General features: G+C 73.3%; 5 protein-coding genes and 2 pseudogenes. 3 read left to right on the top strand and 4 right to left on the bottom strand.

All coding sequences use genetic code 11. The features are described 5' to 3' along the window. From TR48_RS46930 to TR48_RS46920, 3 genes and pseudogenes are all read right to left on the bottom strand, one after another. The coding region (locus tag TR48_RS46930) for a type I polyketide synthase (protein WP_439654526.1) at nucleotides 1–4,032 on the bottom strand (4,032 nt) is incomplete at its 3' end. Between the two features lie 162 nt (nucleotides 4,033–4,194). Further along, nucleotides 4,195–6,363 (bottom strand): annotated as a pseudogene (locus TR48_RS46925) (type I polyketide synthase); the annotation flags it as partial. Nucleotides 6,364–6,393: 30 nt separating this feature from the next. Next, nucleotides 6,394–7,185, bottom strand: a pseudogene (locus TR48_RS46920) (beta-ketoacyl synthase N-terminal-like domain-containing protein); the annotation flags it as partial. A gap of 491 nt (nucleotides 7,186–7,676) precedes the next feature. Between TR48_RS46920 and TR48_RS35900 the strand changes: the two are divergent. The 3 genes from TR48_RS35900 to TR48_RS35890 all read left to right on the top strand — a co-directional run bounded on the left by TR48_RS35900 (nucleotide 7,677) and on the right by TR48_RS35890 (nucleotide 11,146). Beyond that, the gene (locus TR48_RS35900; protein ID WP_042374780.1) at nucleotides 7,677–8,693 is read left to right on the top strand and encodes an ABC transporter ATP-binding protein; all 1,017 of its coding nucleotides are present in this window, start codon (nucleotides 7,677–7,679) and stop codon (nucleotides 8,691–8,693) included. Beyond that, on the top strand, nucleotides 8,690–9,532 hold the full coding sequence (locus TR48_RS35895) for an ABC transporter permease (RefSeq protein ID WP_236652481.1): 843 nt from the start codon (nucleotides 8,690–8,692) through the stop codon (nucleotides 9,530–9,532). The genes TR48_RS35900 and TR48_RS35895 overlap by 4 nt, the downstream gene beginning before the upstream one ends. Before the next feature lie 168 nt (nucleotides 9,533–9,700). Next, complete coding sequence (locus tag TR48_RS35890; RefSeq protein WP_236652480.1) at nucleotides 9,701–11,146, top strand: ArnT family glycosyltransferase; 1,446 nt, start codon at nucleotides 9,701–9,703, stop codon at nucleotides 11,144–11,146. A 796-nt stretch (nucleotides 11,147–11,942) separates the two neighbouring features. Here TR48_RS35890 and TR48_RS35885 read toward each other — a convergent pair. Next, on the bottom strand, nucleotides 11,943–15,161 hold a 3,219-nt coding region (locus TR48_RS35885; RefSeq protein WP_042374779.1), incomplete at its 5' end, for a type I polyketide synthase.

The following is a 15,161-nucleotide window of genomic DNA, read 5'->3' as shown; positions in this document are numbered from 1 at the left end:
GACCAACGTCGCCGCGTCCGCCAGCGAGAGCACACCCGCCGCATGCGCGGCCGCGATCTCACCGATCGAATGCCCCGCCAGGAAGTCCGGGCGGACGCCCCACGACTCCGCCAGACGGAACAGCGCCACCTCAAGAGCGAACAACGCAGGCTGCGTGTAGGCGGTGTGGTCGATCAGCGCCTCGGCGTCCTTCAGCGGCCGGTCCAGGTGCCGGTCGAGCTCGGCGCAGACCGCGTCGTACGCAGTCGCGAAGGCCGGGAACGCGCCGTACACCTCCTGGGCCATGCCGACCCGCTGGCTGCCCTGGCCGGTGAAGAGGAAGGCCGCCTTGCCGCCGCCGGACGTCCCGACGCTGAGGGTGGCTTCGCCCCCGGCCTCGCCGTTCGCCAGCAGCTCCAAGCCGCGCAGCAGCTCCGCGCGGTCGCGAGCCACCAGCGCGGCGCGGTGGTCGAAGCCTGCCCGTGCGGTGGCCAGCGAGTAGGCGACGTCGACGGTCCCCAGCTGCGGGCGGGCGACGAGATGCTCCCGCAGCCTGACCGCCTGACCGCGCAGCGCGTCCGGCGTCCGGCCCGACAGCACGAGCGGCACCACCGGCGCCGTCCCCGTCACCGTCGGCTCTGCCTGCGCCGACTCGACGGCCGGGGCCTGCTCGATCACGGTGTGCGCGTTGGTGCCGCTGATCCCGAAGGAGGAGATCGCGGCCCGGCGCGGCCGCCCGGTCTCGGGCCACTGCTGCGCCTCGGTCAGCAGCTCCACCGCGCCGGCCGACCAGTCCACGTGCGTGGACGGCTCGGTGACGTGCAGGGTCTGCGGCAGCACGCCGTGGCGCATCGCCATGACCATCTTGATGACGCCCGCCACACCGGCGGCGGCCTGGGTGTGGCCCAGGTTCGACTTGATCGACCCCAGCCACAGCGGCTCTTCACGGTCCTGACCGTAGGTGGCCAGCAGCGCCTGCGCCTCGATCGGGTCGCCCAGCGCCGTGCCGGTGCCGTGCGCCTCGACCGCGTCCACCTCGGCGGCCGTCAGTCCGGCCGACGCCAGCGCCTGCCGGATCACTCGCTGCTGGGACGGCCCGTTGGGCGCCGTCAGACCGTTGCTGGCGCCGTCCTGGTTCACCGCGCTGCCGCGCACGACGGCCAGCACCGGATGTCCGTTGCGCCGCGCGTCGGAGAGCCGCTCCACGAGCAGCATGCCGACGCCCTCGCCCCAGCCGGTGCCGTCCGCGCCGTCGGAGAACGCCTTGCAACGGCCGTCCACGGACAGGCCGCGCTGACGGCTGAAGCCGACGAACGTCGCCGGAGTCGCCATCACGGTCACCCCACCGGCCAGCGCCATCGAGCACTCGCCGCTGCGCAGCGCCTGGATCGCCCAGTGCAGCGCCACCAGCGAGGACGAGCACGCGGTGTCCACCGTCACCGCCGGGCCCTCCAGCCCGAAGGTGTAGGAGAGCCGGCCCGACGCGACACTGCCCGTGTCGCCGCCGCCGAGGTAGCCCTCGCCGGCGGTCGGGTCGTCCTGCAGGCGGGTGGCGTAGTCGTGGTACATCACGCCGACGAAGACGCCGGTCCGGCTGCCGCGCAGGGCGGCCGGGTCGATGCCCGCCCGCTCGAACGCCTCCCAGGAGGTCTCCAGCAGCAGCCGCTGCTGCGGATCGGTGGCCACCGCCTCACGCGGCGAGATGCCGAAGAACGTGGGGTCGAACTCGGCCGCGTCGTGCAGGAAGCCGCCCTCGCGGGTGTACGAGGTGCCGGGGTGCTCCGGGTCCGGGTGGTAGAGACGCTCGATGTCCCAACCACGGTCCTCGGGGAAGCCGGTGATCGCGTCCCGCCCGGCGGCCACCAGATCCCACAGCTCTTCGGGCGAGGAGACCCCGCCGGGGAAGCGGCAGGCCATGCCGACGATGGCGATCGGGTCGTCCTCTGCCGACGCGATCGCGGCGGCGGAACCGTCCCGCTGGTCGAGCCCGGCGACGCCGACGAGCTCGGCGCGCAGCTGCCGGGCGAGGGCATGCGGGTTGGGGTGGTCGAAGACCACGGTGGCGGGCAGACGCAGCGCGGTCGCCCCGTTGAGACCGTTACGCAGGTCGAGGGCGCTGAGCGAGTCGAAGCCGAGATCGCGGAAGGCGCGGGTCGGGTCGACGGCCTCGGGACCGCCGTGGCCGAGCACAGCGGCGACATGGGTCCGCACGAGGTCGAGGAGCAGAGCGTCCTGCTCCTCCGGGGACAGGCCGACGAGGCGCGCGCCGAACGCGGAGTCCTCGGTTGCGGCCGTGGCGGCGACGCGACGGGGCGGCGTCCGAACCAGGCCACGCAGCAGAGGCGGCAGCGTCCCGGAGTCCGCCTGGTTCCGCAGGGCCGCGCGGTCCAGCCGGACCGGCACCACCGCTGCCTCGTCCGACCGCAGCGACGCGTCGAACAGGGCCAGGCCCTCGGTGGGCGAGAGCGGCAGCACGCCGCCCCGGCCCATCCGCTCGACGTCGGCCGCCATGCCGCCGTCCTCGGCCCACAGCCCCCAGGCCAGAGAGGACGCCGGCAGTCCGGATGCCCGGCGGTGCTGGGCGAGGGCGTCCAGGAAGCTGTTGGCCGCCGCGTAGCTGCCCTGACCGGCCGCGCCGAACACCCCGGCCGCCGAGGAGAACACCACGAAGGAGGCCAGGTCTTGATGGCCCGTCAGCTCATGCAGGTTCCAGGCCGCGTCCACCTTCGGCCGCAGCACCGCGTCAACGCGCTCGGGCGTGAGCGACGAGATGACCCCGTCGTCCAGCACGCCGGCCGTGTGCACCACGGCGGTCAACGGGCGCTCCAGAGAGCCCAGCAGGGCCGTCAGCGCGGCGCGGTCCGCCACGTCGCACGCCGCGAACCGCGCCTCGGCGCCCAGCTCCGCCAGCTGGGCGGCCAGCTCGGGCGCGCCCTCGGCCGCAGCACCGCGCCGGGAGACCAGCAGCAGCCGACGCGCGCCGTACTCGGTCACCAGGTGCCGTGCGAACAGCCCGCCCAACGCGCCCGTCGCGCCGGTCAGCAGCACGACGCCCTCGGGGTCCAGTGCCACGGGGGCCGTCTCGGCGCTCGCCTGCACCCGTGCCAGACGCGGCGCGAACGCCTCTCCGGCCCGCAGGGCCAGCTGCGGCTCACCGGCATCCACGGCCCGGGACAGAGCCCGCAGCGACGACGGGTCCTCGTCCAGGTCCACCAGTACGATCCGGCCGGGGTCCTCCGACTGCGCGGAGCGCAGCAGACCCGACACGGCGGCCGACGCAAGATCACCCGTGGTCAGATGTCCGCTGGTCGCCCCACGCGTCACCACCACCAGGCGGGAACCGCCGAACGCCTCCTCCGCCAGCCATTGCTGCACCAGGGCGAGTACCCGTTGCACGGAGGCACGGGTGACAGCGGCGACATCGCCGGTCTCCGGTCGCAGCGGCAGCACGACCGTGCCCGGCACGGCCTCCGCCAGCTCGCTCAGATCCTCGAACAGCACCGCGTCCGCGAACCCGAGGTCGTCGTCACCCAGCACCGCCACCCCGCCGAGGGACCCGGCAGCGGGCAGGGCCACGCCCGTCCACTCCTGGCGGAACAGCGCCTCATGGCCGCCTGCGCCGGACCCCGCCACCTGCTCCGGCGAGAAGGCCCGCAGCGCCAGCGAGTCGACGGACACGACCGGCGCACCGGTCCCGTCGGCCACCGCGAGCGAGACCGCGTCCGCACCTGCCGGGGTGATCCGCACCCGCAGCTCGGCCGCGCCCGCCGCGTGCAGCGACACCCCCGACCACGCGAACGGCAGCCGGCCCTGACCCGTGTCCTCCAGCAGACCGCCCAGACCGATCGCATGCAGCGACGCATCCAGCAGAGCCGGATGGAGACCGAACAGGCCCGCCTCGGAGCGGCTCTCCTCCGGCAGCGACACCTCGGCGAACACCTCATCGCCCAGCCGCCACGCCGCCCGCAACCCCTGGAACACCGGGCCGTAACCGAACCCGGCCGCAGCGAACGTGTCATAGACCGACTCGACCAGGACCGGCTCAGCACCCACCGGCGGCCACTGCACCAGCTCGAAGCCCGCCGAACGCTCACCCTCCGCGAGCAGACCGGCAGCATGCCGCGTCCAGGACCTGTCCAGCTCCGCGTCCTCCGACCGCGAGTAGACGCTCAGCGACCGGCGTCCCGAGCCGTCCGGTTCGCCCACCGCGAGGCAGAGCCGCAGCGCGCCCGCCGCCGGGACGACGAGCGGCGCCTCCAGCGTCAGCTCCTCCAACCGCCCGCAGCCTGCCTGGTCGCCGGCCGCCACGGCCAGCTCCACGAACGCGGTGCCCGGCAGCAGGACGCTGCCCGCGACCGCGTGGTCGGCCAGCCATGGCTGGGCCTCGAGCGACAGCCGGCCGAAGAGCAGCAGCCCGTCCGCGTCCGGCAGCGCCACGACGGCGCCCAGCAGCGGGTGATCGACCGACTCGAGACCGGACGCGGTGACATCGCCGCCGGGGGCGGCACCGCTGTCCAGCCAGTAGCGCTCCCGCTGGAAGGCGTAGGTGGGGAGGTCGACACGTCGGGCGTCCGTCCCCGCGAAGACCGCCGACCAGTCGAGCCTGACCCCGCGCACGTACAGCCGGGCCAGTCCCGCGCTGAAGGACTCCGCCTCGGAACGGTCAGCGCGCAGCACCGGCGCGAACTCCGCGTCCTCGCTCACGCACTCCCGGCCGAGGGCCGAGAGCGTGCCGTCCGGACCGAGCTCCAGGAAGGTGTGGACGCCCTCGCGCTCCAGGCTCTCGACGGCGTCGCGGTACCGGACCGCTTCGCGGACGTGGCGCACCCAGTACTCGGGAGTGGTGAGGTCGGCCGACTGGTCGAGCGTGGAGACGATCGGGATCTGCGGGGCGTGGAACTGCAAGGACTCCGCGACGGACCGGAACTCGTCCAGCATCGGGTCCATCAGCGGCGAGTGGAACGCATGACTGACCGTCAGCCGCTTGGTCTTCAGGCCCTCGGCGCCCAACTGCTCCGCGACGGCCAGGACCGCCTGCTCGACGCCGGAGAGCACGACCGATGTCGGACCGTTGACGGCGGCGATCGCCACCTCGTCCGACAGCAGCGCCAGCACCTCGTCCTCGGTTGCCTGCACCGCCACCATCGCACCGCCCGCGGGCAGCGCCTGCATCAACCGGCCACGCGCGGCCACCAGCTTCGCCGCGTCGCCGAGCGAGAGGACACCCGCCACATGCGCGGCCGCGATCTCACCAATGGAGTGCCCCGCCAGGAAGTCCGGACGCACACCCCAGGACTCGACCAGCCGGAACAGCGCCACCTCAAGAGCGAACAACGCAGGCTGCGTGCACGCCGTCTCATCGATCCGCTCACCCGCGAAGACGACCTCGCGCAGCGGCAGGTCCAGCTGCCCGTCCAACTCCGCGCACACCGCGTCGAACGCCGCCGCGAACACCGGGAACGCCTCGTACAACTCCCGGCCCATCCCGGCCCGCTGGCTCCCCTGCCCCGTGAACAGGAACGCCGTCCGCCCCGCCGTACCTGCCGTCCCCGGCACCGCGCGCGCCGTCGGCGTGCCGGACGCAAGAGCGGCCAGCGCGGCCAGCGCCTCGTCGCGGTCGCGGACGAGCAGCGCGGCGCGCTGCTTGAGGGCCGCTCGGGACGTGGCCAGCGAGAAGCCCAGGTCTGCGACGTCGAGGTCGGCGTCGTCGGACAGGTGCTCGCGCAGGCGCGCCGCCTGGGCGCGCAGAGACGTCTCGTCACGTCCGGAGACGACCAGCGGCAGCGGACGTCCCACCGGGGGCGCCGTGCGCGCGAGAGGCTCGACCACGGGCCCCTGCTCGACGATGACGTGCGCGTTGGTCCCGCTGACGCCGAACGAGGACACCGCCGCGCGGCGCGGCCGACCGGTCTCCGGCCAGGGGCGCGCCTCGGTCAGCAGTTCCACCGCGCCCGCCGTCCAGTCCACGTGCGGGGTGGGCTCGTCCACGTGCAGGGTCTGCGGCAGGACGCCGTGGCGCATCGCCATCACCATCTTGATGACGCCGCCGACGCCCGCAGCCGCCTGGGTGTGCCCGATGTTGGACTTCAACGATCCGAGCCACAGGGGGCGCTGGCGATCCTGTCCGTACGTGGCCAGCAGGGCCTGCGCCTCGATCGGGTCGCCCAGCCGGGTTCCCGTGCCGTGCGCCTCGACCGCGTCGATCTGGTGGGCGGTCAGCCGCGCGGACGCCAGCGCGGCGCGGATCACCCGCTGCTGCGACGGACCGTTGGGAGCGGTCAGCCCGCTGCTCGCGCCGTCCTGGTTGACGGCGCTGCCGCGCACGATCGCCAGCACCGGGTGACCGTTGCGCTGGGCGTCGGAGAGCCGCTCGACCAGCAGCATGCCGACGCCCTCGCCCCAGCCGGTGCCGTCGGCCGCCGCGGCGAAGGACTTGCAGCGACCGTCGGCCGCGAGCCCGCGCTGGCGGCTGAAGTCGATGAAGGCGTTGGGGGTGGACATCACCGCCACGCCGCCGGCCAGGGCCATCGAGCACTCACCGGCCCGCAGCGCCTGGATCGCCCAGTGCAGCGCCACCAGCGAGGACGAGCACGCGGTGTCCACCGTCACCGCCGGGCCCTCCAGGCCCAGCGCGTAGGCCACCCGGCCCGAGGCGACGCTGCCCGAGTTGCCGTTGCCGAGGTAGCCGGCCACGCCCTCGGGCACGTCCCACAGTCGGGAGGCGTAGTCGTGGTACATCACGCCCGCGAAGACGCCGGTGGCGCTGCCGCGCAGTGCGTCGGGGTCGATGCCGGCCCGCTCGAACGCCTCCCAGGACATCTCCAGCAGCAGCCGCTGCTGCGGGTCCATCGCCAGCGCCTCGCGCGGCGAGATGTTGAAGAAGTCGGGGTCGAACTCGGCGGCGTCGTGCAGGAAGCCGCCCTCGCGGGTGTACGAGCTGCCAGGCTGCTCGGGGTCCTCGGCGGCGAGGGCGCTCAGGTCCCAGCCGCGGTCGACGGGGAAGTCGGAGATGCCGTCGGCCCCGCTCGCGACGAGCCGCCAGAGGTCCTCGGGAGAGCGCACGCCACCGGGGTAGCGGCAGGCCATGCCGACGATGGCGATCGGCTCGGGCTCCCGCTCCTCCAGCTCGCGCAGCCGCCGACGGGTCTCACGCAGATCGGCGGTCGCCCGCTTGAGGTAGTCGAGGAGCTTCTGTTCGTTCTCCACGTTTTCCGTCACACCCCTGAACCGGCCGTGAGGGTCCTGCCGGTCACCGCGCGACGTGCGAAGGCGTCGTCGAGCGGACCGGGCATGACCATCAATTGATCGACCACCAATTGATTCGTGATGAATAGCGCGCGCCCGCAGCTGTCCGCCCGCCCGGTAAACAATCTCCGACTTTTCCGATGCCCGGCATTCCCGGGGGACCAGTGGAACATCAATTGCTGCTCCGCCACGCTAGCAGCGGCCGACAACCGGACACATCCCCTACCCTCCCCCTAGCACCCCCTGTTTCAAGGGGCGGCAGATCAGGGGAGCCGGAGCCGAGTGGCGCCCATGCTATACATGGTTCACGCAATTCCGTGTCCCTTTTCATCCGGCGCATGACGTCGTATCAGGATGCGCGTGAACTCCTCGCCGCGCAGCTCCCATGCCGCCGTTGTCGCGTCCCGGCCGATTCGCAGGCATCAATGAATACAGCACGCGCACCACAGGACGTGGATTCCGCCGTCGTCGTCGACCGACTGGTCAAGAGATATCGCAATCGCGAACAGCCCGCGGTGGACGACCTCAGCTTCCGGGTCAGTCCCGGCGAGGTGTTCGGGCTGCTCGGCCCGAACGGCGCCGGCAAGTCGACCACGGTCGGGGTCATGACCACCCGGGTGGCTCCGACCTCGGGACGGGTCACCATTCTCGGGGTCGACGTCGCGGCCGACCCGGCCGCCGCCCACCGGACGTTCGCGGTGGTCCCGCAGCGGATCAACCTCGACCGCTCCCTGACCATCCGCCAGAACCTGCTCTTTCACGCCGGCTACCACGGCATGCGCCGGGCCGAACGCGCCCGGCTGGCGGACGGGAGCCTGGAGTGGGTGGGCCTCACCGACCACGGCAAGGCCCGGGTGGACGAGCTGTCCGGCGGCCAGGCCCAGCGGGTGATGATCGCCCGCGCCCTGATGCACCGGCCGCGGGTGCTCTTCCTGGACGAGCCCGCCACCGGCCTCGACCCGCAGTCGCGCCTCTTCATCCACGAGCGGGTGACCGAGCTCAGCGCCCGCGGGGTCACCGTGGTGCTCACCACGCACGACATGGAGGAGGCCGCCAAGCTCTGCGACCGGGTCGGCATCGTCGACCACGGCAAGCTGCTGGCGCTCGACTCGCCCCAGGCGCTGACCGAGTCGCTGCGCGGCACCGGCAGCCTGACGGTCTCGCTGCGCACCCCCGTGCCGGAGGATCGCAACGACGTGGTCCGGGCACTGGAGAAGATCGGCGGAGTCGAACGGGTCGAGCCCGTCGGGCCCGCCGACACCGGCACAGACGAGGTCGAGGCGACCGCTGCCGCCGCCGACCCCAACGCCGTGCGGCTGCGGATCTACACCGCCGGGCGACCGACGGCGACGCTGCCCGCCGTCGTCGGCGTTCTCACCGAACTGCACTGCGACCTCGACGACGTGTCCCTCGGCAAGCTGACCCTGGAGGACGTCTTCATCGAACTGACCGGGAGAGAGCTCCGTTGAGCAGCACCGCACCCACCCTGCCCCTCAGCGGCGGCGACAGCCACGACGCCGCCCGCCCCGGTGCTTCCGCGGCCCGGGCGTTCTTCTTCATCCTCTGGCGGGACGTCTTCGTCACGGGCCGTGAGCTGGTGCCGTTCCTCGCCCAGGTCGTCGTCGAGCCTTTCTTCATCCTGTTCGTCTTCGGCAAGGTCCTGTCCGGTCTCGGCTACACCGGCCACGGCTTCCAGCAACTGCTGCTGCCCGGGGTGGTGGCGCTCAGCGCCTTCCTGGTGGCCCTGCAGAACACGGCCTTCCCGCTCATCGTGGACTTCTCGTTCACCAAGGAGATCGAGGACCGGCTGCTCTCCCCGATCCCGCTCGGCCTGGTCGCCGTGGAGAAGCTGGTCTTCGGGGCGCTGCGCGGCATGGTCGCCGCCGCCGTGATGATCCCGATCGGCTTCCTGCTGCTGGACCACGTGTCCTGGCCGCTGTCGAGCCTGCTGCCGGTCGTCGGCGTGCTCGTGCTCGGCTCGCTGGCCGGGGCCACGCTGGGGATGACCATCGGCACGGCGGTCGAGTCGCGGCACATCAGCATCATCATCACGGTGGTGCTGACCCCGCTGATGTTCACCGGCGCCACCCAGTTCCCGTGGTTCGGCCTGGCCGGTGTGCGGCCGTTCCAGGTGATCTGCGCGCTCAACCCGCTGACCTACGTCAGCGAGGGGATGCGCGCCGCCCTGATCCCGCGTTACCAGCTGCACTCGATCCCGCTGTGGGCCGACGCCGTCGCGCTCACTGCGGCCTGCCTGCTGTACGGGCTGCTCGGCATCCGCGGCTTCCGCAAGCGAGCACTGGACTGACCACCGTGGAGGTGTGGAAAAACCGTGACCCAAGCAACTGACCCCGCCTCGGCCCGGGCGTCCTCGTCCGCGCCTGCGCCTGCGCCCGCGCCTGCGCCCGCGCCCGCGCAGGGCTCGTCGACGTCCGGGCAGCCGAAGAGCGGGGGCGAGCCGTTCGCCCTGCGACCGGTGGCGATCATCGCCGGCCTGCTGACCCTGGCGCTGCTGGCGACCAGCGCCCGCTACGGCTACTACGGCGACGAGCTGTACTTCCTCGCCGCCGGAAAGCAGCCGGCCTGGGGCTACGTCGACCAGCCGCCGCTGGTGCCGCTGCTGTCGCACGCCCTGGACATGCTGGCCCCGGGCAACCTGGTCGTCCTACGCCTGCCCGCCACCCTGCTGAGCGGGGCAGGCGTGGTGCTCTGTGCCCTGATCGCCCGGGAGATGGGCGGACAGCGACGAGCCCAACTGCTCGCCGCTGGCGCCTTCGCCGTGTCGCCGATCGTCGTGGTCTTCGGCCACCTGCTGATCACACCGACCCTGGACGTCTTCTTCTGGACCCTGATCAGCTGGCTGCTGGTGCGGTGGGTCCGCCTGCGCGACGACAGGCTGCTGCTCTGGCTCGGCCTCGCCGCCGCGCTGGGGCTGCAGAACAAGTACCTCGTCGGTGTCTTCCTTCTGGCGCTGCTGGTCGCGGTGTCCGTGGTGGGCCCGCGCGAGCTGCTCACCAGGCCGGCGCTCTGGGCGGCCGGCGCGTTCACGGTGCTGGCGACGACGCCGAGCCTGCTGTGGCAGGCCCAGCACGGCTGGCCGCAGTCGCAGATGACCAGCGTGATCGCCGCCGAGGACGACCGCCTCTTCGGCGGCCAGGCGCTCTTCCTGCCCCTGGCGTTGGCCTTCGCGGGCTTCCCGCTGATGATCCTGCTGTGCGCCGGACTGTGGCGGCTGCTGCGGACGGAGGAGCTGCGCACCTACCGCTTCCTCGGCTGGGCCGCCGTCGGCACGACGGCGTTCTTCCTGGTCACCGACGGTCGTCAGTACTACGTCGCCGGGCTCTTCCCGGTCCTCTGGGCGGCAGGCGCGGTCTCGCTCCAGCACCGGCCGGCCGCACGCGGCTGGCGCTGGGCGTTCAGCCGGGTCGCCTTCGTGATCTCCGCGCTGGTGGCCGTGGCCGAGTTGCCGCTCTACCCGCTCGGCTCGGCCACCGGCGCCCTGCAGGCCGTCAACTTCGCGGCCGCCGACACCATCGGCTGGCCGCAGCTGTCCCGCACCGTCGCCACCGCCTACCACGCGCTGCCCGCTGACGAGCAGCGTCAGGCAGTCCTCGTCACCGACACGTTCTGGGCCGAGGGCGCGCTGGAACGCTACGGCCCGTCTCTCGGCCTGCCCAGGGCCTACAGCCCGCAACGCGGCGCCTGGTACTTCGGCCCGCCGCCGGACACCGCCGGCGTCGTGCTGTACGTCGGCGGCGACGAGGCCAAGCTGCGCGCCGAGTTCACCTCCGTCCGCCGGGTGGGCACCGTCGACAACGGCTACGGCGTGAAGAACAGCCAGCAGGGCAAGACCCTCTGGCTCTGCCAGGGAGCGCACATCCCTTGGTCCAAACTCTGGCCCTCCCTCCGCGAACTCGCCTGAACGCCAACCCCGCCCCCACTGCGGCCCGCCGGCCCCCGTCGGCGGGCCGCAGTGCGTCCCGGGCCCGCTGGCGGCGGCGTTGCACCACGACTCGCCAGCCTGAACCGGCGCTCACGCAAGGGAGGAGGCCGGATAGCCGATCTCGACGACGTCCTCGGCGAATCGCTGGAACGCCTCCGGCGAGCGGTCGACCAGGAGCTCGCACAGGTGCGTCGCGCCGCCGGGGTCAACCCTCCCCTCGGGGAAGTCGATCGACCCGTGGCGCCACTTCTCGTCCGTCGCCTCGCCTCAGATGCAGACCGTCGCCGCAGGCACGGACTGAGGATCGCCTCGGGCATTGCCAACGAACGGCACGGGTCCCGCAAGTCACCGATCGCGGGAAGCCGCCGAGCCACGTCATCGTGCTGCTACGCGGAAGGTCGTGGAGGGCAACCAGGTCGAGTTGTTCATCTCCGCCCTGACCCGCCGGGTCGTGCACCATGGCGGCTTCTCGAGCCGCGACGATCTGATGGAGCAGCCGGAGGCATACGTGATCGGGCACAACGAGACCGCCAAGCCCTACCGAGGGCACCCCGCTCAAGGCTTCCTGATCAACACCCTCCACCAACTTCCGCGGAGCAGCAATAGGCAGTCACGTGGGCATCCAACCCGATGCCACCGACACGCGCGGCGGGGGCACCGACGCCTGGCCAGTCGGCCGCAGCGGAGAGACAACCGTCCCCTTGGACCGGGACGGTGCTTCGGTCCAAGGGGACGGTCGGTCTCGCGGGTCGCTCCGGGCCGCGGGCCCGGGGGCTCAGGACAGGCCGAGCTCCTCGTCCAGAAGGCTGAAGAGCTCGTCGGCGGTGGCCGACTGGAGCTTGTCGTCGGCCGCCGGGTCGGCGGCCGACGCGGGCTCCGTGCTGCCGGCCTCGGTCCACATCGACAGTAGGGTGCGCAGTCGGGTGGTCACCGTCCGGCGCTCCTCCTCGTCGGCGTCGAGCGTGGAGAGGATCGACTCCAGGCGGTCGAGCTCCGCGCCGATCGGGAGCGCGGGCGCGGCGGCGGCCTCGTCCTGGCGGGTCTCCTCGCGGAGGTAGCCGGCCAGGGCCACCGGTGTCGGGTAGTCGAAGATCAACGTCACCGGCAGCCTCAGCCCGGCCAGCGCGCCCAGGCGGTTGCGCAGGTCGACCGCGGTCAGCGAGTCGAAGCCCAGCTCGACGAAGCCGCGCTCCGGCTCGATCGCCCCCGCGTTGCCGTAGCCCAGCACCGCGGCCACCTGCCCGCGCACCAGGTCCAGCAGCACGCGGTCCCGCTCGGCGTCCGGCAGGCCGCGCAACTGCTCGGTCAGCGAACGCTCTTCGGTCGCCGCCGCCCCGCGCGCACCGGTACCGGCCGTGGCGGCAGGACGCCGTGCCGGGATGCGGACCAGACCGCGCAGCAGGTGCGGCACCAGCTCCGGGTCGCCGTGGCTGCGCAGCACCGCCGCGTCCAGCCGCATCGGGACCAGCACCGGGTCTGCCAACCCGGCCGCCAGATCGAAGAGTTCCAACCCCTCCTTGGGCGGCAGCGGAGCGAACCCGGCCCGGACCAGCCGGGCCACGTCCGCCTCGCCGAGGCCGCCTGCCATGCCGCCGCTCGTCTCCCACAGGCCCCAGGCCAGCGATCCGGCGGCCAGACCCCGCGCCCTGCGGTGCTGGGCCAGTGCGTCCAGGAACGCGTTGGCGGCGGCGTAGTTCGCCTGCCCCGACCCGCCGAAGACCCCGGCGGACGAGGAGAACAGAAGGAAGGAGGAGAGCTCCTGGTGCTGCGTCAGCTCGTGCAGGTTCCAGGCCGCGTCCACCTTCGGGCGCAGCACGGCCTCCAGACGCTCCGGAGTCAGCGCGGAGAGCACCCCGTCGTCGAGCACGCCCGCGGTGTGGACCACGGCGGTCAGCGGACGGTCGGCCGGCACGGTGGCCAGCAGCGCCGCGAGCGCCTCCCGGTCGGCCGCGTCACACGCGGCGACCTCGACCTCGGCACCCAACTCGGCGAACTCGGACAGCAGTTCTGTCACACCCGGTGCGTCGGCGCCGCGCCGGCTGGTGAGCAGCAGGTGCCGGGCGCCGTGCTCGACCACCAGGTGCCGGGCCACCAGCGCGCCGAGCGCGCCCGTGCCGCCGCTGATCAGGACCGTGCCGAACGGGTCGAGCAGCGTCGCCCGCTCGGTGGGCGCGGCAGGCACCCGGCCCAGCCGGAACCCGTGCAGCTCACCCACCCGGACGGCGACCTGCGGTTCGCCGGAGGCGAGCGCCGCCGGCAGGGCACGCCACGGGTCGGCGTCCGCGTCGAGGTCGACCAGGACGATCCGGCCGGGGTTCTCGCTCTGCGCGGAGCGCAGCAGCCCCCAGGCCGCGGCGTGCACCAGGTCGGTGACGTCCGCGCCCTCGTCGGTCGCGACCGCGCCCCGGGTGACGACCACCAGCTGCGTGTCGGCGAGCCGGTCCTCGGCCAGCCAGGCCTGGACGAGTTCCAGGACGCGCCGGGCGGCCGACCGGGTCGCCCCGGGCAGATCCGGCGCCGGGGTCTCCAGCGCACGGGCCCGCGGCGCGAAGCACGGGAGGACCACCGCCTCGGGCAGGTCCCCCTCCGCCAGCAGCGCGTCGAGGTCGGGGTGCATCGGGACGCCCACGGCCTCGGCGTGCTCGCCCAGCACCGCCCAACGCCCGGTCGGCACACCGGCAGCGGCCGGCAGCGTCACCCACTCCGGGCGGAACAGCGACTCGTGGAACGCGGCCTGCGCGGCCTGCAACTGCTCCGCCGACACCGCCCGCAGCACCAGCGCGTCCACGGACGCCACCGGGCGACCGGCCTCGTCCGCCAGCTCCAGCGACACCCCGTCCGGGCCCGCAGGCGTCAGCCGCACCCGCAGCGCCGAAGCACCGACCGCGTGCAGCCGGACCCCGCTCCACGAGAACGGCAGCCTGGGCCGCCCGGCATCCTGGTCGGCCTGAGCGACCACGCCGCCCAGGCCCACGCCGTGCAGGGCCGCATCGAGCAGCGCCGGGTGCAGGCCGAACGCCGAACCCTCCAGCCGCTGCCCGCCCATGCCATGTCCGCCCGGGCCCGGCTCCGCCGGGGTCGGCTGGATCTCGACGAAGACCTCCCCGTCACGCCGCCAGGCCCGGCGCAGCCCCCGGAAGAGCGGACCGTACTCCAGACCGGCCGCCGCAGCGCCCTCGTAGAGGCCGGTGGTGTCGATCGGCTCGGCATCGGCCGGGGGCCACGCGCCGAAGTCGAAACCGGCCGACTGGGCGCCGGAGGCGAGCAGGCCCGTCGCGTGCCGGATCCACGGTTCCGCGTCCGGCGCGTCCTCCAGCCGCGAGTACAGGCTCAGCGGTCGGCAGCCGGACGCGTCCGGCGCGCCGACTGTCACCCGCAGCTGGACCCCGCCACGCTCGGGCAGGACCAGCGGCGCGGCCAGCGTCAGTTCCTCCAGCAGGTCGCAGCCGACCTGCTCACCGGCCCTCAGGGCCAGCTCGACGAAGGCCGTCCCCGGCAGCAGCACCGACCCCATGACGGCATGGTCGGCCAGCCATGGCTGGGTCGAGAGCGCGAGCCGGCCGGTGAAGACGAACCCGGCGGAGTCCGGCAGCTCGACCGCCGCGCCGAGCAGCGGGTGGCCGGTCGGCTCGACGCCGACCGTGGCCAGGTCGCCGACGGAGATGCCCATGTCCAGCCAGTAGCGGTCCTTCTGGAAGGCGTAGGTGGGCAGGTCGACGCGCCGGGCGTCGGTGTCCGCGAAGACCGCCGACCAGTCGAGCCTGACCCCGCGCACGTACAGCTGGGCCAGCGCGGTGGTGAAGGTCTCCGCCTCCGCGCGGTCACGGCGCAGCACGGGCGCGAACAGGGCGTCCTCGCTCACGCAGTCCTGGCCGAGGGCCGAGAGTGTGCCGTCCGGGCCCAGCTCCAGGAAGGTGCGAACGCCTTCGCGCTCCAGGGTCGCGACCGCGTCGCGGAAACGGACCGCCTCACGGACGTGGCGCACCCAGTACTC

Origin of the sequence: Streptacidiphilus neutrinimicus (assembly GCF_000787815.1) — a bacterium.
GTDB classification, from domain to species: domain Bacteria; phylum Actinomycetota; class Actinomycetes; order Streptomycetales; family Streptomycetaceae; genus Streptacidiphilus; species Streptacidiphilus neutrinimicus.
Note: the sequence above shows the minus strand (reverse complement) of the source record. Positions and strands in the feature narration are given on the sequence as shown.